At 51.8% G+C, this 22,056-nt stretch carries 23 protein-coding genes and 1 riboswitch; of the genes, 15 read left to right on the top strand and 8 right to left on the bottom strand.

Annotation, left to right across the window (positions count from 1 at the left end; genetic code table 11):
- Nucleotides 1-15 precede the first annotated feature (15 nt).
- Complete coding sequence (locus B5G10_RS05765) at nt 16-1,293, bottom strand: porin (RefSeq protein ID WP_087423789.1); 1,278 nt, start codon at nt 1,291-1,293, stop codon at nt 16-18.
- Nucleotides 1,294-1,672: 379 nt separating this feature from the next.
- On the opposite strand from B5G10_RS05765, the gene B5G10_RS05760 reads away from it, so the two are divergent.
- Both B5G10_RS05760 and B5G10_RS05755 read left to right on the top strand, forming a co-directional pair.
- Nucleotides 1,673-2,134, top strand: coding sequence for a TspO/MBR family protein (locus B5G10_RS05760; protein ID WP_343285887.1), 462 nt, complete (start codon nt 1,673-1,675; stop codon nt 2,132-2,134).
- A 13-nt stretch (nt 2,135-2,147) separates the two neighbouring features.
- On the top strand, nt 2,148-2,411 hold the full coding sequence (locus B5G10_RS05755; RefSeq protein ID WP_087423788.1) for a GNAT family N-acetyltransferase: 264 nt from the start codon (nt 2,148-2,150) through the stop codon (nt 2,409-2,411).
- Between the two features lie 37 nt (nt 2,412-2,448).
- Here the strand turns inward: B5G10_RS05755 and B5G10_RS05750 are convergent, their stop codons facing one another.
- Nucleotides 2,449-3,660: an ROK family transcriptional regulator gene (locus B5G10_RS05750; RefSeq protein WP_087423787.1), complete on the bottom strand. Its 1,212-nt coding sequence runs from the start codon at nt 3,658-3,660 to the stop codon at nt 2,449-2,451.
- A 136-nt stretch (nt 3,661-3,796) separates the two neighbouring features.
- Between B5G10_RS05750 and B5G10_RS05745 the strand changes: the two genes are divergently transcribed.
- From B5G10_RS05745 to B5G10_RS05725, 5 genes are all read left to right on the top strand, one after another.
- Entirely contained in the window at nt 3,797-4,927 is a 1,131-nt protein-coding gene (locus B5G10_RS05745; RefSeq protein WP_143241075.1) for a cyclically-permuted mutarotase family protein, read from the top strand.
- A 118-nt stretch (nt 4,928-5,045) separates the two neighbouring features.
- Complete coding sequence (locus B5G10_RS05740; protein ID WP_087423785.1) at nt 5,046-5,963, top strand: dihydrodipicolinate synthase family protein; 918 nt, start codon at nt 5,046-5,048, stop codon at nt 5,961-5,963.
- Between the two features lie 22 nt (nt 5,964-5,985).
- On the top strand, nt 5,986-7,170 hold the full coding sequence (locus tag B5G10_RS05735) for an AGE family epimerase/isomerase (RefSeq protein ID WP_087423784.1): 1,185 nt from the start codon (nt 5,986-5,988) through the stop codon (nt 7,168-7,170).
- Between the two features lie 83 nt (nt 7,171-7,253).
- Nucleotides 7,254-8,495 (top strand): MFS transporter, encoded by a 1,242-nt coding sequence (locus B5G10_RS05730; RefSeq protein ID WP_241147724.1) that lies wholly within the window; start codon nt 7,254-7,256, stop codon nt 8,493-8,495.
- Nucleotides 8,496-8,539: 44 nt separating this feature from the next.
- Complete coding sequence (locus B5G10_RS05725) at nt 8,540-8,995, top strand: YhcH/YjgK/YiaL family protein (protein WP_087423783.1); 456 nt, start codon at nt 8,540-8,542, stop codon at nt 8,993-8,995.
- A 122-nt stretch (nt 8,996-9,117) separates the two neighbouring features.
- Here the strand turns inward: B5G10_RS05725 and B5G10_RS05720 are convergent, their stop codons facing one another.
- The 4 genes from B5G10_RS05720 to B5G10_RS05705 all read right to left on the bottom strand — a co-directional run bounded on the left by B5G10_RS05720 (nt 9,118) and on the right by B5G10_RS05705 (nt 13,907).
- Nucleotides 9,118-9,813 (bottom strand): hypothetical protein, encoded by a 696-nt coding sequence (locus tag B5G10_RS05720; RefSeq protein ID WP_143241074.1) that lies wholly within the window; start codon nt 9,811-9,813, stop codon nt 9,118-9,120.
- Nucleotides 9,814-9,833: 20 nt separating this feature from the next.
- Nucleotides 9,834-11,234, bottom strand: coding sequence for an endonuclease (locus B5G10_RS05715; RefSeq protein ID WP_158098783.1), 1,401 nt, complete (start codon nt 11,232-11,234; stop codon nt 9,834-9,836).
- Between the two features lie 246 nt (nt 11,235-11,480).
- A complete protein-coding gene (locus B5G10_RS05710) occupies nt 11,481-12,455 on the bottom strand; it encodes a DUF5074 domain-containing protein (protein ID WP_087423780.1) in 975 nt (324 codons plus the stop codon).
- Between the two features lie 21 nt (nt 12,456-12,476).
- Nucleotides 12,477-13,907, bottom strand: coding sequence for a DUF5074 domain-containing protein (locus B5G10_RS05705; RefSeq protein ID WP_087423779.1), 1,431 nt, complete (start codon nt 13,905-13,907; stop codon nt 12,477-12,479).
- 281 nt (nt 13,908-14,188) lie between these two features.
- Nucleotides 14,189-14,385, bottom strand: a riboswitch (cobalamin riboswitch).
- 177 nt (nt 14,386-14,562) lie between these two features.
- Here B5G10_RS05705 and B5G10_RS05700 point away from each other — a divergent pair.
- From B5G10_RS05700 to B5G10_RS05665, 8 genes are all read left to right on the top strand, one after another.
- The gene (locus tag B5G10_RS05700) at nt 14,563-15,114 is read left to right on the top strand and encodes a DUF4199 domain-containing protein (protein ID WP_087423778.1); all 552 of its coding nucleotides are present in this window, start codon (nt 14,563-14,565) and stop codon (nt 15,112-15,114) included.
- 4 nt (nt 15,115-15,118) lie between these two features.
- A complete protein-coding gene (locus tag B5G10_RS05695; RefSeq protein WP_087423777.1) occupies nt 15,119-16,072 on the top strand; it encodes a glycosyltransferase family 2 protein in 954 nt (317 codons plus the stop codon).
- A gap of 25 nt (nt 16,073-16,097) precedes the next feature.
- Complete coding sequence (locus tag B5G10_RS05690; protein WP_087423776.1) at nt 16,098-16,631, top strand: nitroreductase family protein; 534 nt, start codon at nt 16,098-16,100, stop codon at nt 16,629-16,631.
- Nucleotides 16,616-17,152, top strand: coding sequence for a DUF6452 family protein (locus tag B5G10_RS05685; RefSeq protein WP_087423775.1), 537 nt, complete (start codon nt 16,616-16,618; stop codon nt 17,150-17,152). Before B5G10_RS05690 ends, B5G10_RS05685 begins: the two co-directional genes overlap by 16 nt.
- Nucleotides 17,142-17,936, top strand: a complete 795-nt coding sequence (locus B5G10_RS05680; protein WP_087423774.1) for a DUF6048 family protein — start codon at nt 17,142-17,144, stop codon at nt 17,934-17,936. The genes B5G10_RS05685 and B5G10_RS05680 overlap by 11 nt, the downstream gene beginning before the upstream one ends.
- Before the next feature lie 12 nt (nt 17,937-17,948).
- A complete protein-coding gene (locus B5G10_RS05675) occupies nt 17,949-19,196 on the top strand; it encodes a mechanosensitive ion channel domain-containing protein (protein ID WP_087423773.1) in 1,248 nt (415 codons plus the stop codon).
- A gap of 315 nt (nt 19,197-19,511) precedes the next feature.
- Nucleotides 19,512-19,880, top strand: a complete 369-nt coding sequence (locus B5G10_RS05670) for a hypothetical protein (protein WP_143241073.1) — start codon at nt 19,512-19,514, stop codon at nt 19,878-19,880.
- A gap of 41 nt (nt 19,881-19,921) precedes the next feature.
- On the top strand, nt 19,922-20,332 hold the full coding sequence (locus B5G10_RS05665) for a secondary thiamine-phosphate synthase enzyme YjbQ (RefSeq protein ID WP_087423771.1): 411 nt from the start codon (nt 19,922-19,924) through the stop codon (nt 20,330-20,332).
- An 81-nt stretch (nt 20,333-20,413) separates the two neighbouring features.
- On the opposite strand, the gene B5G10_RS05660 is transcribed toward B5G10_RS05665, so the two are convergent.
- Together B5G10_RS05660 and B5G10_RS05655 are read right to left on the bottom strand one after the other, a co-directional pair.
- A complete protein-coding gene (locus B5G10_RS05660) occupies nt 20,414-20,965 on the bottom strand; it encodes a hypothetical protein (RefSeq protein ID WP_087423770.1) in 552 nt (183 codons plus the stop codon).
- A gap of 214 nt (nt 20,966-21,179) precedes the next feature.
- Entirely contained in the window at nt 21,180-21,863 is a 684-nt protein-coding gene (locus tag B5G10_RS05655; protein ID WP_158098782.1) for an outer membrane beta-barrel protein, read from the bottom strand.
- Between the last annotated feature and the right edge of the window lie 193 nt (nt 21,864-22,056).

Genomic DNA, 22,056 nt, shown 5'->3' with positions numbered 1-22,056 from the left:
GTCTGTTGAGCCGGTTTAAAACCCGAGCTCGATCTGGAATCGCAGTTGCCAGCGGTTGTAGTTGGTGGCGGTGAACTCATCCTTGTAGTTGTAGGAGAGGTCGGCCTGTACTTTGAGCCGGTGGTCGATGAGGTATTTAGTCACGCCCAGCGTCGATTGGTTGTATTTGCGGTAATTGGCATGGGGTTGCACCTCACGGTCGGGCAGGATGATGGAGTTGCGCAGGGCAATCTCCCAGTTGGAGGGGAACAGATAGCTTGTTTGCACGTTGATACCCATGCCGGTGAGGATGTATTGCTCTACCGTTTCACCCGATTTGATAAGGGGCGAGGTGGTACATGCGCGTCCCATGAAATCGGTATAGAAGGCAAAACCTCGGTACTTGAGAATGAAATCGACGAAGTAGGACGACAGGTTGCGGGTTTGGTTGGAGATTAGCCAATCGCCGTTGGAGCCTTGGGCCCGCATGGCGCGGTCGTTGTAGCTATATGCTCCGGCCAGCAGAATCTTGGGGGTGGACTCGCGCTCGAAGTCTCCCTCGATGGCGTCGCCTTTACCCTTGAACCGGCCTAAAGGGAAGAATTCCACACGGCCGGTATAGGCGAGTCCGCTTCCTTTGCTGTTGCCCCAGTTACGGCCTTCGCCGGTTGTAATCGAGGCTTTGGCGGCCAGGTCGAATGTCCCGAACAGGTGCTGGTTGTACTCGCCGAACAGACCGAAGTCGCGGTCGAGATTGAACTCGGAGTTGACGATGGAGCGATCGACAAACTGCAAGGCACTCGACGAATTGACGCGTGCCCGGTTGGCCCGAATCTTGGTTTGACCGAACCCGATGTTCCATGTGGCGTTGGGCACATAATAAATCATGGCGTCGCGCACGATATTGCTGTTGCCGTTGGGCAGGGTTTTCATGTCGTAGGGGGTGAATCCCAATTGCACGAGGTAGGTGAGTTTGGGAGTGTAGATGTAGCCGTCGAAGCGCAGTCGCAGCCGTTTTACCCGGGCATCGATGTCTTGAGCTTCGAACTTGTCGTTGAACCCTACATCGACTATGTTCTGCATGCGGATGCGCATGGTGAGTTTATAGCTTTTGTTTTTGGGTTGGAACGATATGCCGTTGCCCACTTCGATATCGGGCATGTGCATGCGTATGTCTCTCAATTCGTCGGCATAATTGGTGTTGGGGAGCGTGATGTTGAGTGAATCGTTTTTGAAGGCTTGTGTATCGGCCGATGCGGGCCAGGCAAGCAGCGTGAAAGATAATGCCGATAAAAAGAGTCGTAGAGGATTCATAGCGTACTGTTTTTTGTCATGATTAAAGTTTCATGCCACAAAAATGAATTTCAAATTTGAAATGAATTTGAAATGCAGGTAACTTTTTCGAGAGACAGGTGGCTTCCCTTGATATTTGACAGCCAATGGTTTGCCGGGCTTATATCCACTTCACCGGTAGTGTATCCTCTTTCAACGTCCTGCATCGGTTCTTCATTTGGCTTCAAAAATACAACCATTGTGGCAATATTCCAAAGCCCGGATGGCGAAAAACTCGGTATTGCCGTTTTGAGTGGCCTGTCTCGTGGATGGAGGATATATTGGGTATCTGCTTTGGGGGAGCGATAAACTTTACACGTGCTCCAGTTGTTGGAAAGTTATATTTAAAATAGAGAAAACCATGATGCGAAAAATCTTGTATTATCTGCTGCCCACACTGTTGTGTCTGGGAGTAGGGTTCTCGGCCAGTTTTTTTCAAACCCGGTCGATGGTCGAATGGTATCCGTTTCTCGACAAGTCGGTGCTCACGCCTCCCGGTATAGCTTTCCCCATTGCCTGGAGTCTGCTTTATGTGTGTATGGGAGTCTCGTTGGGACGGTTGATTGGGCGTTGTCGTGATCGTATTCTCTTTGGAATATGGGGGGCGCAGCTGGTTCTCAATTTCTTGTGGAGCCTGTGCTTTTTTACTTTCCGGTATCCGCTGCTGGGGCTGGTCGATATCTTGTTGCTCGATGTGTTGGTGCTGGTCTATATGGTGGGGGCCTATCGGCGCGATCGGGCGGCGGCTTGGCTGTTTGTGCCCTATTTTGTGTGGCTTTTGTTTGCAACCTACCTCAACGGATATATATATTTGTATAACTAAAATATGCCGGATTATGGAGATTGTACATGATATGTCGCACTGCCTGTTCGAGACCGTGGTCGATGGCGTGAGAGCTTATGTGTCGTATGTGATTGACAATGATTGCCTTGATATAGAACATACCATTGTTCCTCCCGAGATTGGAGGTCGTGGCATTGCAGCCGCTTTGGTCAAGGAGGCGTATGACTATGCACTTGCACAGGGCCTCACTCCGTGTGCCTCGTGCGAATACGCGGCCGCGTGGTTGAAACGTCATCCCTCGTATATACAGGGTTGACACTCGCAGTGGTTGCCGGTTGAACGTGCCTGGCCGCTTAGCTTTTGTCGCAATCGAACATTTTGCAGCGGGCAAGCATGCAGGCACCCACCACACCCGCCTTATCCTGGAGCTTAGAGAGGACGATGGCCGAGTCTTTGTTGACCAGGTTGAGCGAGTATTTGCGTACGGCACTCTTGATGGGTTGCAGTATGTAGTCGCCGGTTTGGGCGAGTACACCCCCGATAACGACCAGCTCGGGGTTGAGCAGGTTGATGAGGCTGGCCAGGTATCGTCCCAGTTTCTGACCGATTTCTTCGGTGAGTTCGATGCACAACAAATCTTCCTTGTTGGTGGCGTCTATGATGTCGAGCAGGGTAAGCGAGGCTTCGTCGTGTTGGATGCGATCCGAGAGTATCGACTGTTTCCCTTCGTGTACACATCGCAGCAACTCCCGATAGAGCGCCTCGCCCGAGACTTCGGTCTCGAGGCATCCCCGCTTGCCGCAGTGGCAGATGCGCTCGTTGTCAAACACGCCGAAGTGGCCGAACTCGCCGCTGAATCCCGATTTGCCTTTATACAGTTTGCCGTCGAATATCAATCCGCTACCCAGCCCCCAACTGAGGTTGATGAAGATAATGTCTTTCTCGCCCTTGACCACCCCTTTGACCATTTCGCCATAGGTCATGGCGCGGGTGTCGTTGTCGATACTTACCTCGACGCCTATCCGCTCGGTCAGGATTTCGGCCAGCGGGCGCTCTTCGAAATTGAACTGGGAGAAACTGAACCCCGACTCGGGATTGACCCGCCCCGAGATGTTGATGCCAATGTTAAGTATCTTACTTTTGTCGATGCTGATGGCCTCCAGAAAATCGCGTATGTGGTTGCACAGTATCTCAAGCCCCTCGGGGGTATTCTCCAACTGGCATTCGACTCCCATGCGGGTCTCGATGATTCCACCGATGAGGTTCATGAGGGCAAAGTTTATGGAGAATTTTTTGATGTCCACGCCAATGAAATAGCCCGACTCGGGATTCAACCCGTACAGCGTGGGCGGGCGCCCCTCGGCCGTCTCCATCTTGCCATAGCTGATGATGTAGCCGTCGTCGAGCATTTCGGTAACAAACTTGGTGGCGGTGGGGACGCTTATGTTCAGCTCTTTGGCCAGGTCGGGCAGGGTGGCCGACTGGTTGTAGAGATAGAAACCTATAATCTTTTTCTTCATGGCGGCACTGCGGGTGCCTTTTTCTATTTCGGAGAGCAGGCTCATGGCTTGTATAAGGGGTTTTTCGTTTATGCAAATGTAGGATTTAATTCTCAAGTTGCTAAATTTTTCGGACAATAAGTGCAGGAAGCTGAAGCTTTATCGTTACATTTGGCTGTCGGTAACCTTTTTATCTGTTTTTATGAAAGCGACAGAATGTTTGATAATTCTCGGCACAGTCCTTGTGATGATGTGTGGCTGCACGGCAAGCGGCACAAGGGGTGTGGGTGAGTTGCCCGATTATCCTGTACCGGGCGGTGTTTCGGCTCCCTTTGCCGGTGTGCTGGACGGTTATATGGTGGTGGGCGGCGGTTGCAATTTCCCCGATGTGCCTGCTGCCCGGGGCGGGGCCAAACGTTTTTGCAATCGCTTTTATGCCCTCGATCTGAATCGGGTCGATAGTGGGTGGCAGTCGCTCCCCGATATGCCTGAGTCGTTGGCCTATGGCGCCTCGGCCGTGACCGACGAGGGGTTGGTGTGTGTGGGTGGCCTTGGTGCCGACTCGGCCGTGACCCGTGTATTTCGTATGGAACGGCAGGCGGGGCCTGCCGGTGAGGTGCATTTCACGCTAAACGACCTGCCCGCATTACCTTCGCCGATCGACAATGGGGCTGCCGCATCGGTCCAAGGGGTTGTTTATGTGACCGGTGGCAACCAGCCTGATGGCGGTCGCGCGCTGTATGCCCTTGCTCCAGGCGATACGGTCTGGAGCCGATTGCCCGATTATCCCGACCCCGTCCGGGTACAACCCGTCTTGCTGGCGGTAGGGCGAAAACTCTATTTGGCCGGTGGTTTCTGCGACGACCGTCCGACCAATACCTGTACGATTCCAGCCGATATGGTACCCTACGATATCGTCACGCGCGAGTGGGGCGAACCTATACCTTTTCCCTCCAGAGCCGATGGCGGGCAGTATGCTCTCTCGGGGGGAAGTGGTGTGGCAGTCGATGGCAAATTGCTGTTGACCGGGGGCGTAGATTATAAAATATTTAAGGAAGCCATGGAGGGGAATGTACCTCCCGATTATCTGGAAAAGCCGGTCGAGTGGTATCGGTTTAATAGCGATGTGCTTGTTTACGACCCGGCCCTTGCCCGTTGGACGGTTTGCGACTCTGTGACAGGAATGGATAGAGCTGGGGGTGCGCTGCTGCACTTTGGCGACAGGCTTTTCATGATTTGCGGCGAGGTGAAGCCGGGGATAAGAAGCTCGCAGATAGGAGCTTTTGTGTTAAGTGAGAATGAGGGAAATATACAGGTTGAGCCTCTGAACTAAATGCGCTCTCGGCAGGCTTTCGAGGAGTCGATATTTTTTCTTGGTTTCATTTGTATTAATAAATATAAAATCCTATTTTTGCGGGTAGTTAATAAAACAATTTATAAACGCAGCGAAGATGAAAAAGATAATAGGATTGATTGATGCGCCGTTTACACCGTTCTATGAAAATGGTGAGGTGAATCTTGAGCCGATAGAGGCCTATGCCCGCATGTTGGTCAAGAATGGATTGAAAGGTGTATTTATCAATGGCTCGTCGGGCGAGGGCTATATGCTCACCGAGGAGGAGCGCATGAGACTGGCCGAAGAGTGGGTGCGAGTGGCTCCCGCCGGGTTCAAGGTGATTGTGCACGTAGGTAGCTGTTGTGTGAAAGAGAGCAGACGGTTGGCCGAACATGCCCAGAAGATAGGCGCATGGGGTATCGGAGCCATGGCGCCTCCCTTTCCCAAGGTGGGTCGTATCGAGGAGCTGGTGAAGTACTGCGAAGAGATTGCCGCCGGAGCCCCGCAGTTGCCCTTCTACTATTATCATATCCCCGCTTTCAATGGGGCCTATCTGCCCATGACCGCCTTTCTCGAGGCCGTGGATGGGCGTATCCCCAACTTTGCCGGTATCAAATATACCTATGAAAGTATCTATGAGTACAATCAGTGCCGTCTCTACAAAAACGGCAAATTCGATATGTTGCACGGGCAGGACGAAACCATACTTCCTTCGTTGGCCATGGGTGGCGCTCAGGGGGGAATAGGCGGTACGACCAACTATAACGGCGTCAATCTGGTAGGTATCATCGATGCCTGGAACGCCGGCGATATCGAGAAGGCTCGCGAACTCCAGAATTTCGCTCAGGCTGTCATCAACGTAATCTGCCACTACCGGGGCAATATCGTGGCCGGTAAACGCATTATGAAGTTGATAGGTCTCGACCTGGGCAAGAACCGCACGCCCTTCCAAAACATGACCGATGAAGAAGAGGCCCGCATGAAGGCCGAGTTGGAGGCCATCGGTTTCTTTGAGCGTTGCAACAAATTTTAATTCTAATCGGAGGAAGACCACAATGAATACCCAACTGTATCTCGGCTATTGGGCCGAGCGATATAAAGACGACCTGGTAAACAACATCTTGCCCTTCTGGCTCGAGCATGGTCTCGACACGGATCATGGCGGGGTATATACCTGTGTCGATCGTGACGGGAGCCTCATCGACACTACCAAGTCGGTGTGGTTTCAAGGTCGGTTTGCCTTTACCTGCTGCTATGCCTATAATCAGGTAGAGAAGCGCCAGACGTGGCTCGATGCCGCCAAGAGTACACTCGACTTCATCGAGGCTCACTGTTTCGACAACGACGGGCGCATGTACTTCGAGGTGGCTGCCGACGGTACTCCCTTGCGGAAACGTCGTTATGTCTTTAGCGAAAGTTTTGCCGCCATAGCCATGGCCGAGTATGCGTTGGCCACAGGCGAACGGGAGTATGCCGAGAAAGCACTTGCCCTCTTTAAGGCGATGCGTCGATTCCTCTCGACTCCGGGGCTGCTCGAGCCCAAGTATCTGCCCACGGTAGAAGCGCAGGGACACTCCATCACGATGATTATGATTAACGTGGCTTCGCGCATCAAGAAGGTGATTGCCGATCCCGAACTCGACGAGCAGATATCGACGTCGCTCTATGCTCTGGAGCACTACTTCATGCATCCCGAGTTCAAGGCCCTGCTCGAGATGGTGGGACCTCGCGGCGAATTTATCGACACCATCAACGGGCGTTTAATCAATCCCGGGCACTGCATCGAGACCTCGTGGTTCCTGCTCGACGTGGCTGCCGACCGGGGAGGCGACGAAGCGATAACCCGCATGGCTCTCACGATTCTCGACTGGTCGTGGGAGTGGGGTTGGGACAAGCAGTATGGCGGCATCATTAACTTCCGCGACTGCAAGAACTATCCGCCTCAGGACTATTCGCAGGACATGAAATTCTGGTGGCCGCAGACCGAGGCTATCATCGCCACGCTCTATGCCTACAAGGTAACCGGGAATGAGAAATATTTGAACATGCACACCCAAATAAGCGACTGGACCTATGCACACTTCCCCGATGCACAATATGGTGAATGGTTTGGATACCTGCATCGCGACGGTAGTGTGGCCCAGCCGGCCAAGGGGAATCTCTTCAAGGGACCGTTTCATATCCCCCGCATGATGACCAAGGGGTATGAACTGTGCCGGGAAATGCTGAATGGCTATTGAGTGCCCGGCCGGGAGTGCAAGAGGGGACTACTTGTCCTTCCCGGCCGTGGCTCCGTTTAATCTTTAATCCATAATCTTGTATCGTGAAAAGACCCTCTAAAATATATCCCTGGGTTGTGGTTGCCCTTTTGTGGGGAGTAGCTCTGCTCAATTATATGGACCGGCAGATGCTGAGTACCATGAAAGATGCCATGCAGATCGATATTGTCGAGTTGCAGTCGGCTACCAATTTTGGTTGGCTCATGGCCATCTTCCTCTACATCTATGGCTGTATGAGTCCCATATCGGGGATTATAGCCGACCGCCTGAATCGCAAGTGGCTCATCGTGGGCAGTCTGTTTGTGTGGTCGGCCGTGACCTATCTCATGGGTATAGCCACTACCTTTAATCAGATATTTTGGCTTCGGGCCCTTATGGGGGTAAGCGAGGCTCTCTATATCCCGGCAGGGCTGTCGCTCATTGCCGACTATCACACGGGCAAGTCCCGTTCGCTGGCCGTGGGAATCCACATGACGGGACTCTATACCGGCCAGGCCATCGGAGGCTTTGGTGCCACGGTGGCTGCCGCCTATTCGTGGCATACGACCTTTCACTGGTTTGGTATCATCGGCATTGCCTATGCTCTGCTGCTCACCCTCTTTTTGCGGGATAAGAAGCCCGATGAGAATCTGGAGCACCCGGTTCCCGAGACTGCCGCTCCCGCCAAAGAACCGGTATGGGTGAGCCTGAAGACCCTCTTCAGCAATGTGGCCTTCTGGGTCATTCTGCTCTATTTTGCCGCCCCCAGTCTCCCCGGGTGGGCTACCAAGAACTGGTTGCCCACGCTCTTTGAGGAGAACCTCGATATGCCCATGTCCGAGGCCGGGCCACTCTCGACCATCACCATTGCGGTGTCGTCGTTCCTGGGAGTCGTCATCGGGGGTACGCTTTCCGACCGTTGGGTGCAGAAAAATCTGCGCGGTCGGGTCTATATCGGAGCCATCGGGTTGGGACTCACCATCCCGTCGCTGCTTCTGCTGGGCTATGGGCACAGCATCGTGGCCGTGGTAGGAGCCGGCCTCCTTTTCGGCATCGGTTATGGCATGTTCGACACCAACAATATGCCCATCCTTTGTCAGTTCGTATCGGCCCGGCAGAGGGCTACCGCCTATGGCATCATGAATATGGTGGGCGTTTTTGCCGGAGCCTTTATTACCAGTCTGTTGGGCCAGTGGACCGACGACGGTAATCTGGGGGGCGGCTTTGCCATGCTGGCCGGGGTAGTGGCTGTGGCCCTCGTGCTGCAACTCTATTTCCTGCGGCCCAAGACCGATAATATGAAATAACTTGTTTCAACTCGATAAAAACAGCATATCAAATAGAAAGAACCATGATACTTACCAACTTACAGAATACCGCCCGCATCGAGGCGCTTCATCCGCGATTCAAACAGTTGTTTGATTATGTCAAGAGCCACGATATCCTGCACATGGAGTGCGGACGCATCGAACTCGACGGTGACAATCTCTTTATCAACAACGCCAATCCCGAGTGTATGCCGGCCGAGAAACAGGTGCTGGAGGTGCATCGCGACTATATCGACGTGCAGATTTTGCTGGAGGGTCGCGAAACCATGGGATGGAAAGCACTCGAAGATGTGACCGACGAAGTGAAACCCTATGATCCCGAAGGCGACTGTGCGCTCTATGCCGATCGTCCCACCTCGTGGCTGCATCTCGTGCCTGGCCAGGTGGCCGTCTTTTTCCCCGAGGACGCCCATGCCCCGATTATCGGCGAGGGTAAGATTCGCAAGATGATTGGCAAGGTGAAGATAGAGGAGAAGTAATGGCTGATTTTGATTTTAATTTCATAAAGATAACCGCTTAGAGAGAGGCAGTTATATAAAGGGAGCGGCCCCGACGAAATCAATCGCCGGGGCCGCTTGTATGATAGGGATAGATAATTTCCTTAGAAGACCTCGGTGACGATGCGGATGTCGCTGCGGTTGGCAAATTGCAGGGTGAACCAGATTTTGCCCTCGCTGTTCACCTTTTCGATGGTGACGGTGCAGGCCTCGTATTGTACCGGGTCGTTGTGGCTCTCGCGGGTAGCTGCGATACCGTTGTTCAAGGTACCCTTTTGAGTGAAGTCTCCTTCGGCCGAGAAGCGCAGCAGTTTGCCGGTCTCGGGGTAGAGGAAGGCGTAGGAGCGGGTCGAGTTGCCGGTCGTCGAACCGGTGATGTCGAGCCCCGGTTCGTAGCTAACCTGCAGCCCGGTGGTCTCTTCGGTCTTGAGGCTCGTGCCTGTCCACGATTCCACGCGCGGTGTGGAGTCGATAGTGAATCCTATTTGGTAGGCGTTGGCTGTGACGGTGAAGGTGTAGTTGCGGCTTTCGCCCGAGTCGAGCACGACGGTGAGCGTGGCTTTTCCCTCTTTGATAGCCGTGACGGTGAGCGTGCTGCCTGCTTGGGTATAATCGATAATGGGGTTGTTGACGGTGAGGGTGTAGGTGGTCGAGTTGGGCAACTTGATTGTGACCGACTCATCGACCCGCAGGGCAAAATCGGTAAGTTGGTTCTCCTCTTTCTCCTCTTTGCAGCCGCAGAGCAGCGACAGGGCTAAAAGGGAGGCGACAATGTAACGTATATATTGGGTTGCGTTCATAAACATTTGTCATTAAAAGGTTATTCGATAATTTGTACTCGCATTTTCCCGCTCCCGTTTGCCGTGGTGAACTTAACGGTGTGAAGTCCCGGCGAGAGATTGGAGGGAGTGAAGTGTGTGGCGCTGGTTCCATCGACGGTCCATTTGACGGCCACGTCGCTGTTCAGTTGCAACAATACGGGGCTGTCGCTCTTTTTATAGGTCGATTTCAGCCCTACAATCTCGAGATAGCTGACTTGCGACGAGAGTACCGATCCCGAGAGTGCGATGTCGGTAGCCGATTCGAGATCGTTGCTGGTGAGCCGCAGGGTGGCGTTGTGTGAGCCGGTGGTCTGGGGCGAGAAGCTAACGGTGAGGTTGATACCCGTCGTGTTGAGCTCGTCGGCCGTCAGCGAGGTTGGGGTTACCGAGAACTCGCCACGGTTGTCGTTGAGAATTTGAACCGTAACGGTCGAAGTGAGGTTGCGCCCTTTGATGTATATCTCGGTCTGTTTCGAGGTGCCGTCGGCGATGTAGCCGAAGTCTATGAGGTTGCTCGATACCGTGATGCTTGGGGTTGTGGAGTGAGCCCCCGAGAAGCTGAACTCGTAGCCGATCGAGTCGCCCCAAATGTATTCTACCATATTGGGGTAGTCGATGTAGGGATTGCGGTTGCCCTGGAAACTATATACTGCGTTGTTGCGGTCGATCTCCTTTTGACTCACGGGATCCTGGCGGTGCCACTTCAGCAGCAGGGATTGGCCGTAGGCGTTGAGGGTGGGGTAGGAATTCTGGGCAAACATGGTGGTTGCCAGTGACTTCCAGGCATAATCCTGGTAGCAGGTGACGAAATAGAGATACATGCGGGCAAAGTCGCCTTTGTATTCGTCGGCCGGTTCGAAGAGGTTGGTTGCCTTGCCATTGGCATAGCCGGTACCCACCTTGCTCACTCCGTTGTCGAACGAGGCGGTAACCACCTCGCCCAGCGGGTAGTTGCTTTTGGCCGAGTTGGCACTGGCATCGGCAGGCACCAGGTGCTGCAGGTCGTAGGAGGCATCGTACTGGTAGGGATAACCCGGAGTGGTGTCGTCGTAGTTGCTGTCGCCCCACCAGCTTTTGGGCACGCTGTGCTCGATGTTCATGCCTTTGGCTGCGCCACTGTTGGGGAAACTATAGGTGTAGTTGGAGTACATGTCCCACACTTTGCCGTTGTCACGTTTGTCGCTCTCCCTGAATACCGTCCAGGTACAGGCCCCGTCGTAGTTGCGCGACCCGTAGGCGATGCGGGTATGATTCTTGAGCAGGTTATGCAGTTCGGTTTTGAGCTCGGCGCCACTTTTTCCCTCGAGAGTATTGGGGTAGTAGTCCCGGGGCATATCGGCCAGCAGCGAGAAGCAGATACCGCATAGAGCGGTGATAATCATTACATATCGTTTGTTCATACTCTTTCTGTAAAAGGGGCCACAAAGGTAACGAGAAAGCGGTGATTTGCCAAATCGTTTACCGGTTTTAGGTTTGTGCATTAACAAAAAATAGTTACTCTTGGTATCGAGGAACCGAGTGCGTCTATGGGACTATGAGAGAAAAATGCCGGATACAAAAAAGAGACCGGCCTCAGAGTCTTGTGAGGTCGGTCTCTTTTGCAGACATTACACGAGAAGGTGTGGTAGTGGTCTCGGTTCGATTTCTCAATAGAATTTCGACATTGGATAGATGTTTATCGGGTAGCTGGCCTTGTTCTCGATGTTCATGACCAGTTGCGGTTCGTCGCCGCTGCAGTTATAGACCAGAATATTCCCGTCGGAGGTTCGAGCTTCGTTCAAGTCGTTCGATACCGATACATAAAGCAGATTCTTCTTCGAATCGGCCACGACGTTGCAAGTGAGGTACCGGGCTTGCGGAGCATCGTTTTCCACGTGGATATACTCTTCGATTTTCCAGGTCTTGAGCGAGATGCGGCTTACGGTCAGGGTGCCGGCCGCAAAGTAGAGGTGGTCGCCTATGACAGTCATGCCCCGTGTGGCTACGACGGTCTCAATGGTGTTTCCCTGGTTACCGAAGTGATATCCCCCTTCGACGAGGTTCAACTTACCTGTTTCGGTGTCGAGGCGGAACATACCCTGTCCGTCGGCAAAGAAGAGATTGTGCTCGTCGATGACGGCCATATTCTCAAACGGAGTAGCCAGCGATAGTGAATCGACCACTTCGAGCGAGCCTTCGGGCTTGTGGAATTTCAAGTCTGAGAATTGAAACGCTTTTTCACGACGGAAGGTCTCGGCATCGACGATGACAATCGAGCCATCGCCCGGCTCGCTGTTTCCCAAATCGGGGACTTCGTTATTGTTGCTCATGATGTAAATCTTGTTGCCGCAGAGGTAGAGGTCTTGCGACGTGTTTCCGCACGCCGAACCGTTGACCGTGCGATAGACATTTTGTTCAACTATACCCTCGGGCGAAATCCAGGTCACCGATCCGTTTTCCAGGCGCGGAGCCCCCTGGTTGAGAATGAGCACACCGTCGGGTGCCGCATATCCGCCGAGGGGTTGCGACTGGCCTCCACCCGAGTTCCCACCCGGGTTATTGATACCTTCCGGATCGGACGTGCATCCGCTCGCCACCATCATGGCCCCCACCAGGAGGGCTGTTATCCATTTCATTTTCATCGTTCAAATATTTTACAAGATTTATTGACGACCGGCAGGGAAATAGAAGCCGGCAGGGAAATTGGTATAATTCTCATATTTGACGGCCGGAGCCTTGGTACTGGTGGCGAAGTCGAAGCCCCAGATCTGATTCTGTCCAAAGAGGGCATACGATTTGATGGTATTGATATAGACACGTCCCGATGTGGGATGTACTCCCAGCCCGTTGTAGCGCAGCCCGGCGTTCTTGTCCAAAGCCGAAAGATCTACCATCCATTGCTCGGCCTCGAGACCCGAATCGGCTTTGAGGTCTTCGCTTTCGTCGAAGGGCAGGCAATAGACGGTCACGCCATCGGCATAGTAGAGGTTGTTGCCATAGGCGGCAAAAGCCTCGCCCGATGAGCCTACACCCGGCTCAACCCCGATTCGCCGCTGAATCATCGAGCGGTCCGAGAGGTTGAATTTCCCGATGGCCGTCTGTCCCGAGCCGACAGTAGTCGAAGTAGAGGTCATTACCCACATGCGGCCATCATCGGCACCTTGAATACCCAGCACCCGGTTGATCATGCAGGGGATGCTGTAAGGGAACGAAATTGAAGTCACGGCATCGCTCTCGGTCGAAATCTCGAGAAGCTTGCTCGAATAGCCCGACTTGAAGGTATAGGCTTTACCTCCCATTGTGACGAAACGGCTTTTGGGAGCACCGTCGGAGCCGGTTATGAAGGTCAGCGTCTTGGTCGTCGGGTCGAAGCGATAGATGCCGGCGTTGTCGCGAATGTATAGATGCTGGGCATCGAGTACTGCGATATGTGTAGGCCAGTCGAGCCCTTGGAGGTCGTCGTTGGTGAAAGCGGCCGTCCGTTTCAAGGTATGGGCATCGGCAATCACCAGCATGCCGTCGTTCTCGAACGTTGTGCCGTTCGGGTTCTTGTTGCCATTTTGCGAGATGATATAAATCTGTCCGTCATAGATGGCCATGTCTTGAGCCACATTACCCAGCTCGGAGCCATTGACCGTTTTGTAGGCATCGTCCAGCACATACCCCTCGGGCGAAATCCAGGTGAGCGAACCGTTCTCGGTGGTCATGTTTCCTTCGTTAAGAACGAAGACTCCGGCCGGATCGTCAAACGTATTCAAGCAATAAAGTTCCACATGCTGCGAGAGAGGCTTCCCGTCGTTACCCGTTATCGTAACCTCCAGTGTGGCTTTGGTTTCGGCGTCGGCTGTTGCTGAGATTTCAATCTTTTGAGTTCCTTCATTCACCTTTACGTTCCACCCGTTGGGCAAGGATCCTGTTGTAACCGATTGCACATATTCGGCGGCATAGCCAATCTCGACTTTGGTATCGGGAACGACAAATACCGGCATATCGGTCGCGATATCTGTCGTCCATTCAAATTTCGGAGCAGGAATAGGTTCATCCTTCTCTTTCGAGCAACTGCCCATTACCAGAGCTACTGCAACCAGCAGCACCCCCCCCCCAAGTTTTTCTTACTGTCTTCATCTTATTCTTTATGTAAATGTTTATGGTTCAGCTCTATTGTTGATAACTTGTGAGCCAGAGACTTGGGAGGGGCAGGCAATGTAAATCCTCTCGTCACTCTTCCGACCCAAAGTCGGGGACGTGTCGATGGATGCCTGGGCAGATACAAGAAGCTTCATACTCCGTGAGGAGTTATGAACGGCCTGAAAAACCTACAAAAATTATAAAGCGTTTAACCTTGTACATTTAACCGTCCTGTCCGCGGGCTCGATTAAAAATAAAAATCGATGGCAGGTCTTCTGACTGACTCCCCACTCGATGCCTTCCCGATACATGGATCAGTGGCGTGTAGAATTCGAGTGGTTGGTAGAGCTTCACAGCAGCGGGACTGTCCGGGATTTTCACCCGATTCCCTTTTAATCCTCGAGACCCGAAGGGCCTGTTGGAACCAATCGTCTGCAAAAGTAATACTTTTTTTCGAGAATGGTAATTTATCGCTCTTTTTTCACGACTCTTCCTGTTTTGTCCCGGTCGGGTGATATTTATTTTGTGGCACGAGCAACGATTTTGCCCCTGCCGCATATGAATATTGCGGTAAAAGTGATACCTTTGTACGCTAATGTATATGCAGAAAAAGAGTATCGGATGGTAAAAAACGAAGAGCAGAAAAGTATCGTGCAATTTGCGATGGAGTGGGGTGTATATATGGGACTCTACTTTGTGGTAAAGTTTGTGTTCGAGGTGTGGAGCATGGACTCCTTTTTCTGTAACACAGTCTCTTTGCTCATGTTGCTGTGTATCCCGATCGTGGTTTATCGTGCAATGCGCAAGTATGATGTGATGAACGGCTTGAAGTGCTACTTCGCCCAGTTGTGGATGATGGGCATCATGCTCTTTTTCTTCACGTCGCTCATCAGCAGTCTGGCCCAATATATCTATTACGTCTATATCAACCCCGAGTACATCAAGGTGCAGTTCCAGTCGGCCGTTGCGCTCATGGAGTCGTTGAACCTCATGGCCAAAGACCCCTCGCTGCTCGAAGCCCTCAAAGAGGGAGTCGAGAAAGGCAATGTGCCCTCGCCGATGTCGGTCGTGGTAGAGCGTATGTGGGTGAATATGTTTTTCGGGTCGTTGCTGTCGGCTGCGATAGCCTGGCTTGTCAAACAGCGTGCTAAGTCAAATCTTACAAAACAATAGGAATATGGATATTTCGGTAATCGTACCTTTGTATAACGAGGCCGAATCGCTGCCCGAACTGGCAGCGTGGATCGAGCGGGTGATGGCCGCCAACAAGTTTACATACGAGATATGGTTTATCAACGACGGCAGTACCGATAACTCGTGGCAGGTAATCGAGTCGTTGCGGGAGAAGAATCCCTGCATCAAGGGGGTGAAGTTCCGTCGCAATTATGGCAAGTCGCCGGCCCTCTACACGGGCTTCCTGCGTGCCGAAGGCGACGTGGTCATTACCATGGATGCCGACTTGCAGGACAGTCCCGACGAGATTCCCGAACTCTACCGCATGATCACGGTCGATGGCTATGACCTGGTGTCGGGGTGGAAGAAGAAACGCTACGACCCGCTCTCCAAGACGATACCTACCAAACTTTTCAACGCCACGGCCCGCAAGGTGTCGGGCATCAAAAATCTGCACGACTTCAACTGCGGACTGAAGGCCTACAAGAAAGAGGTGGTGAAGAATATCGAGGTCTATGGCGATATGCACCGCTATATTCCCTACCTGGCCAAGAATGCCGGGTATAACAAGATAGGTGAGAAGGCCGTGCACCACCAGGCCCGCAAGTATGGCAAAACCAAATTCGGTCTGGATCGTTTTGTAAATGGATATCTCGACCTCATCACACTGTGGTTCTTCTCGCGTTTCGGGGTGAAACCCATGCACTTCTTCGGACTGCTGGGCAGCTTGATGTTTGTGCTGGGATTTATTGCCGTGATTGTTGTGGGTGCCAACAAACTCTATTGCCTCTACAACGGGCTGCCTTACCGGTTGGTGACCGATTCGCCCTATTTCTATCTGGCCCTCACGGCCATGATTCTGGGTACTCAGTTGTTCCTGGCTGGCTTTGTAGGCGAGCTTATCTCGCGCAACTCGAGCGAGCGCAACAACTACCAGATAGAGACCGAACTGAAATAATTGTGAAACCAAGATACGGACTCATATGAACGAAAAGAAATATCCCGATTTGATGGCGTTGGTAAAGGCGCGCAAGTCGGTGCGCGCTTTTGCTCCTGCTCCAGTAGAGCGCGCCAAACTCGAATATATGCTCGAGGTGGCCCGGTTGGCACCGTCGGCCGTGAACTTCCAGCCGTGGTGCTTTGTGGTCGTGCGTGATCCCGAGCAGTTGAAGGCTCTCAACGGGTGCTATCCGCGCGAGTGGTTCGCCTCGGCTCCGGCCTGTATTGTCGTTTGTGGCAATCACGAGGCTTCGTGGAAACGGGCCTCCGATGGCAAAGACTTCTGCGATGTCGATGTAGCTATTGCTACCGAGCATCTGGCTCTGGCTGCTGTCGAGCAGGGATTGGGCGCTTGCTGGGTGTGCAACTTCGATGTGGCTCGTTGCCGCGAGGTGCTGAATCTGCCTGTGTCGTGGGAGCCTGTGGTACTCTTGCCGGTAGGCTATCCGGCCGATGCAACCGAGACGGAGCGTAAGCGCAAACCGCTTAACGATGTAGTGAAATGGGATCGTTTCTGACGAAAGTTTCCCGTGTGGCCGGAGGCTTGTGCCTGGGTGTCGGGCTGCTCTTGTTGGGCAGCTGCGGCAGCGATGGCTGTGTGGAAAACCGCAACAGCATACCTCTGGCACAGTTCTATTCCTACGGAGGTCAGGAGTTGGCCCTGGTGGTTGACTCGATTTCGATTTACGGGATAGGGCAGCCCAACGACTCTATGCTGCTCGATTCGGCTGTTGCCGTGACTCAGGTCTATCTGCCCTTGCGCTTTACGCAAGACTCCACGCAATATGTCATCCAGTATTTGCAGCACTCGCTCTCGTCACCCCGCTACAACGACACGCTCACTTTCGTTTATCAGGCCTATCCCTATTTCGAGTCGATCGATTGTGGCGCCATGTACAACTTCAACATTGAGACTTGCCGCTACACCCGCAATGTGCTCGACTCGGTGGCTGTGACTGTGCCCGAGATTACCAATAAGGACGTGGAGAGTGTACGCCTGTTCTATACCGTTCAAACCACCGAACCCGATGAGGAGTAAACTATTCATATTGTTCTTGCTGACGGTACTCTCGTCGATGGCTCAGCGCCGCATTACGCCGGTCGATCCCACGGCCCGGCGCGACACGGTGACTACCCAGCAGCCCGATAGTGTGGCCGCTCCTCAGCCTGAGGAGCCCGAGATCAAGGGATATCTCTATCCGCTTTTCAACGGCCTCACGTTGAATGTGAACATTATCGACGGAGTGACCAAACTGTTTGGCCAGAGCTATGGCAATTATGAAATCGCAGCCGAACTCGACCTGCACAACCGATTCTTCCCGGTGTGGGAGATTGGTGTGGGCTATGCCGACAATACTCCCGAGGAGTTGAATTTTACCTATCGCACCAAACCTTCGCTCTACAACCGCGTGGGTATGAACTACAACTTTGGCTACAACAAGGAGGCGATGAGTTTCTTCTATATTGGTCTCAGGTATGGATTCTCGGTCTTTACCTACGATATCGACAACGTGACGATGGAGTCGTCGTATTGGGAGGAGACCGAGCAACTGCGCATCGCCGGTCAGAAGTCGTGGGCCCACTGGGGCGAACTGTTGGGCGGACTGCGTGTGCAGGTCTATAAAAACTTTTACATGGGTTGGACGGTGCGTTACCGCATGATGTTTGGTTACAAAAAGAATGAGCGCTCCCAACCTTGGTTTATCCCGGGATTCGGGCCCGAAGGGTCGCCGTTTGGGTTTACCTATACGGTAGGGTATCGTTTCTCCTTCGACAAGAAAAAAGAGAAGAAGGGTGTCGAGACTACTCCTGCCGTGGAATAAAAAGCAAAGGTTATGTTGGAATCGATAGAAAATATTTTGCACTCGGCTGCCGGCCTCTTTTTTGACGACACGGTGGTGTGGCATACCCTCATCTATGTGGCGTTGATTGTGCTGATTGCCTTCGTGTGCGATATTCTTTGTAAGCTGCTCATCAATAAGTTGCTGCTACCGGTTATTCGCCGCACCAAATTTGAGTGGGACGATCACCTGTATGACAAAAACGTGGTGGCCCGGTTGGCAGCCCTGGCTCCGGCTTTTATTCTGTATGCCTTTTTGCCCTCGGCTTTTGAGCTGGGAAGCAGCTGGTTTATCTTGGCCGAGCGCATCTGCAAAGTCTATATTATTGCTTTGATACTCCGTTTCCTGAACGGTATGCTGAATGCCTTCCTCGATATCCTCAACGAGCGGGAAGATTTGCGGCATTATCCCATAAAAGGTGGGGTACAGACGTTGCAGGTGATTATTTTTTCGGTGGGTTTCATAGCCATTGTAGGTACCATTATCGATGAGTCGCCGGCCCGGTTGTTTGCCGGCTTGGGAGCTTCGGCTGCCGTGCTCATGTTGATTTTCAAAGATACGATTCTGGGTTTTGTCGCCGGCATACAGCTTTCGGCCAACAACATGCTGCACAAGGGCGACTGGATTACGGCTCCGGCCCACAATGCCAATGGTATCGTGCAGGATGTGACGCTCAACACGGTGAAGGTCTTGAACTTTGACAATACGACTACGACCATTCCGCCCTATGCGCTGGTGTCGGGGTCGTTTACCAACTGGCGCAGCATGTTCGAGAGTGGGGGGCGCCGTATTTCGCGGCAGATTCTACTCGATGTAAACAGCATTGCGTTTCTGAGCGAAGAGGAACTTCGCCGGTTTGAATCGAACTTCTTGCTGGGCGAGTTTGTTTCGCAGCGCTTGCAGGCTATGGCCGAGGCCCGCGATGAGGGAAATCTGTTTCGAGCCGAGGAACTGCGGGTGACAAACAGCATGTTGTTTAGAATTTATCTCGAGAATTATATCAGGCAAATGGGTAAGTCGAATCCCGATTTGCTGTATATGGTGCGCTATCTGCCCATGGCCGAGAAGGGACTACCTGTGGAGTTGTACCTCTTCTCGACCGAGAAAACCTGGAAGGCTTATGAAGGTGTGGCTGCCGACTTGATGGATCACACCTTGGGTATGACTCGGGAGTTTGGCCTGCGCATCTATCAGTCGCCGGGCAGTTACGACTTTCAAACATTGAAAGACCATTTGTCGTGATGTCTTGGCAACCGTTTGTGTAGTGTGTTACTTCTTGCTTGGTAGGATAGTGATTGGTAATTTTTATTGAAACCAGAGTATGGAATAGTACGGTTTCTCGATAGTCGGGGTAATGTCCTGGACCAATTCGAAGGGGACTAAATTGTTTGGAGTGAGAGTGTTATGATATTAACTATTTGTGCGTTAATGTTTGTATTTAGTTGTGCCGATATATTAACTTTAAGAAAAAAACTTAATGGGGACGAGATTATATAGTTATTCATATGTATATTTATCCAGAAATTAAGAGTGCTTATGTTTATATTTTAATGTGCTATGATATCGAAACGAGTAATCAAGGCTTTGTATAAGAAATATTCGAAGCCGCCCAAATCACCGGTCAGCCTGAACCTTGATGAGTTTATGGCTATATGCGGCGAGTTGTACCAGGTCGTTTTGACCGACGATACCATCACATTTTCTCAAATGAGCAACGACAATCCGTTCCGTACCATTTTGTTGCGCAATATCTATGGTATTGAAAAATTTGAGTATCATATGGCTCTTGTTTCATCGTCGTATATTCTGTTTTTCAATCGAGACGAAGTTGATGTAACCGTCCACTTCAAACCCGAATCTACCAACTGGATAAAAAGGTTTTATGACTGGTGCAAATATCGTCTTATGCGCAAAGACAATTCCTGACTCTGCTTTTGCAGGGGAGACAAAATAAAAGAGATGCAGCTATGGTTCGATCGATAGAGATAACGTTACCCCATTATGAGCGGGGATACCATTTGGTTACAAAAGAGATTTTTACCCGTTTGCCCGAATTGCCACAGGCGGGACTGCTCCATCTTTTCATGAGGCACACGTCGGCAGCTCTCACCATTAACGAGAATGCCGATCCCGATGTGCGTCGCGATTTCGCCTCGTTTTTCGACCGGGCCGTACCCGACGGGGCCTCGTATTTCCTGCATACCTGCGAGGGCGACGACGATATGTCGGCCCATATCAAGGCTTCGCTGTTGGGCGCTTCGCTGACTATTCCCATCCGTAATGGGCGTCCCGATTTGGGAACCTGGCAGGGCATTTACCTGTGTGAGTTTCGCAACGACGGAGGCTCGCGTCGCATTACAGCCACCATTGTCGAGTAGCGAGATAACAGCTAAGGAATGAAAAAAAGAGGCCATCACATTGATGTGAGGGCCTCTTCCCGTTTTTACTGTGTATGTGTGTTACAAGGTGTAATCGTCGTCCATGTTCAGGTCGGCAAAGCCTTCGTCGTCGAGTTCCGAGGGGTCGTAGGTCTCGTCGCCATAGAAATCTTCGTCGAGATCCGATGTGCTGTTGGCTGCGTTCTTCTTCTCCAGCTCGTCGAAGTCCATGGTCTGTTGCGGGGGATTTCCCTCTTTGCGCGTGCAGATGGGGGCGTCGAGGTCTTTGCCTGTTTCGATCTCTTTCAATTCCATGAAAAACATACGGTCGGTCATGTAGTCAAATACGAAAACCAGCCGTTGTCCCTCGTCTTCGATCAGCTCGCTCAGCCGCGTCGAAGACATAATCCAGGTATCTTCGTCGGAATCCTTACCCATATCCACGAGCGTGATTTCGGTCTTTTTCTCCCAATCGTCGTCACAAATGAAAAACGAGGTCATTTGATCTTTGGTGAAGCCCACCGAGTCGAGTATGGTATCGTGCAAATCGAGAAAGGTGGCATCGGAGTCTATGCAGATTTCCCGTTTGAAATTGTCAACTTCGTCCGAAACAATTCTGAATTTATAGATCATGATGTTGTGTAATTAAGTTCTTTTTTTGGATATGTAAAAGTAGTAAAAAACTTTCGCTTACCAAATAATGCCTGTAAAAATATAGGGGCCGACATTTATATTTCGGCAGTTGTCGGCCGTTGAGGGGAGGGCAATACATTTTTAAAGAGGCGAGGCATACCGTGGTGATATGCCTCGCTGTTGATATACAAGTAGATAAACTCTTTATGGCCGATTAGAAGCACCAGCCTACGCGTAGCGACGGGGTGGCATGGAAACCGAAATCGGTTTGCAGTATAGCCTGATTTCCCGTGTCTTCGGTAGTTCCGGTTTCTGTCGTGTGGATAGTCCGTGTACGCTTGTTATCCATCGATTCATATCCCAGACCCAGTTCAAAACCCAGATAGAGGCCTTTGCACAGATACACATCCACACCGGTGAACGCGTTGATGCCAAACCCCAATCCTGGTCTTTTGGTCACGGTTTTGATGTCGCTGTTCGAACTGCTGTCTGTCTCTTTGGTCATAGAGGTGAGTATCCCGATTTCGCCACCAACATAAGGCGATATTCTTTCGTATTTGGTAAAGTGATATTCAAAGCCAGGCATGATCGAGAATTTCGTTTGTGTGTTTCGATGATAGGTCTCGGTTTCTTCGTTAGTGCCGTTGGCCGTAAAGTCGGTTGTCTTCGAAGACGTTGTGTTCAATCCCAGATTCAAGCGTACGGCCATCTTTTCGTTGAGGTGCAGGCACACTTTGGCACCATACCCGGGCAGGCTGAAGCCGCCATCGGTAGCACCGCCGGGCGAGTAACTCAATTCGGTGGATACGGTCATGGCATCGGGTTTGAACTTTTCTTGTGCTTGTGCGCTGGTGAGTACCAAGGCCGTTGCAGCGGCTGCGAAGAGAATCTTTTTCATGATTTCATTTTTTTCGTTTTTTCCTACTCTGTCTATGGTTTTCGGAGGCGCCATTGTAAATTATGATGCGCAAACACTAGTGTCCGGAAAAAAATTCTCCGACAATGTTTTAATTATTAAACATCAATAAGTTACAAACATCAGAAAATTTTTCGATTAGAACATCAGTAACTTTGCGGTAGCCATCAAGAGG

Source organism: Barnesiella sp. An55 (assembly GCF_002161555.1).
Lineage (GTDB): Bacteria > Bacteroidota > Bacteroidia > Bacteroidales > Barnesiellaceae > Barnesiella > Barnesiella merdipullorum.
Note: the sequence above shows the minus strand (reverse complement) of the source record. Positions and strands in the feature narration are given on the sequence as shown.

What these genes read in the sequence shown, in the direction of transcription:
- B5G10_RS05765 (WP_087423789.1), bottom strand. Translation starts at nt 1,293, where the DNA reads ATGAATCCTCTACGACTCTTTTTATCGGCATTATCTTTCACGCTGCTT.
- B5G10_RS05760 (WP_343285887.1), top strand. Translation starts at nt 1,673, where the DNA reads ATGATGCGAAAAATCTTGTATTATCTGCTGCCCACACTGTTGTGTCTG.
- B5G10_RS05755 (WP_087423788.1), top strand. Translation starts at nt 2,148, where the DNA reads ATGGAGATTGTACATGATATGTCGCACTGCCTGTTCGAGACCGTGGTC.
- B5G10_RS05750 (WP_087423787.1), bottom strand. Translation starts at nt 3,660, where the DNA reads ATGAGCCTGCTCTCCGAAATAGAAAAAGGCACCCGCAGTGCCGCCATG.
- B5G10_RS05745 (WP_143241075.1), top strand. Translation starts at nt 3,797, where the DNA reads ATGAAAGCGACAGAATGTTTGATAATTCTCGGCACAGTCCTTGTGATG.
- B5G10_RS05740 (WP_087423785.1), top strand. Translation starts at nt 5,046, where the DNA reads ATGAAAAAGATAATAGGATTGATTGATGCGCCGTTTACACCGTTCTAT.
- B5G10_RS05735 (WP_087423784.1), top strand. Translation starts at nt 5,986, where the DNA reads ATGAATACCCAACTGTATCTCGGCTATTGGGCCGAGCGATATAAAGAC.
- B5G10_RS05725 (WP_087423783.1), top strand. Translation starts at nt 8,540, where the DNA reads ATGATACTTACCAACTTACAGAATACCGCCCGCATCGAGGCGCTTCAT.
- B5G10_RS05720 (WP_143241074.1), bottom strand. Translation starts at nt 9,813, where the DNA reads ATGAACGCAACCCAATATATACGTTACATTGTCGCCTCCCTTTTAGCC.
- B5G10_RS05715 (WP_158098783.1), bottom strand. Translation starts at nt 11,234, where the DNA reads ATGAACAAACGATATGTAATGATTATCACCGCTCTATGCGGTATCTGC.
- B5G10_RS05710 (WP_087423780.1), bottom strand. Translation starts at nt 12,455, where the DNA reads ATGAAAATGAAATGGATAACAGCCCTCCTGGTGGGGGCCATGATGGTG.
- B5G10_RS05700 (WP_087423778.1), top strand. Translation starts at nt 14,563, where the DNA reads ATGGTAAAAAACGAAGAGCAGAAAAGTATCGTGCAATTTGCGATGGAG.
- B5G10_RS05695 (WP_087423777.1), top strand. Translation starts at nt 15,119, where the DNA reads ATGGATATTTCGGTAATCGTACCTTTGTATAACGAGGCCGAATCGCTG.
- B5G10_RS05690 (WP_087423776.1), top strand. Translation starts at nt 16,098, where the DNA reads ATGAACGAAAAGAAATATCCCGATTTGATGGCGTTGGTAAAGGCGCGC.
- B5G10_RS05685 (WP_087423775.1), top strand. Translation starts at nt 16,616, where the DNA reads ATGGGATCGTTTCTGACGAAAGTTTCCCGTGTGGCCGGAGGCTTGTGC.
- B5G10_RS05680 (WP_087423774.1), top strand. Translation starts at nt 17,142, where the DNA reads ATGAGGAGTAAACTATTCATATTGTTCTTGCTGACGGTACTCTCGTCG.
- B5G10_RS05675 (WP_087423773.1), top strand. Translation starts at nt 17,949, where the DNA reads ATGTTGGAATCGATAGAAAATATTTTGCACTCGGCTGCCGGCCTCTTT.
- B5G10_RS05670 (WP_143241073.1), top strand. Translation starts at nt 19,512, where the DNA reads ATGATATCGAAACGAGTAATCAAGGCTTTGTATAAGAAATATTCGAAG.
- B5G10_RS05665 (WP_087423771.1), top strand. Translation starts at nt 19,922, where the DNA reads ATGGTTCGATCGATAGAGATAACGTTACCCCATTATGAGCGGGGATAC.
- B5G10_RS05660 (WP_087423770.1), bottom strand. Translation starts at nt 20,965, where the DNA reads ATGATCTATAAATTCAGAATTGTTTCGGACGAAGTTGACAATTTCAAA.
- B5G10_RS05655 (WP_158098782.1), bottom strand. Translation starts at nt 21,863, where the DNA reads ATGAAAAAGATTCTCTTCGCAGCCGCTGCAACGGCCTTGGTACTCACC.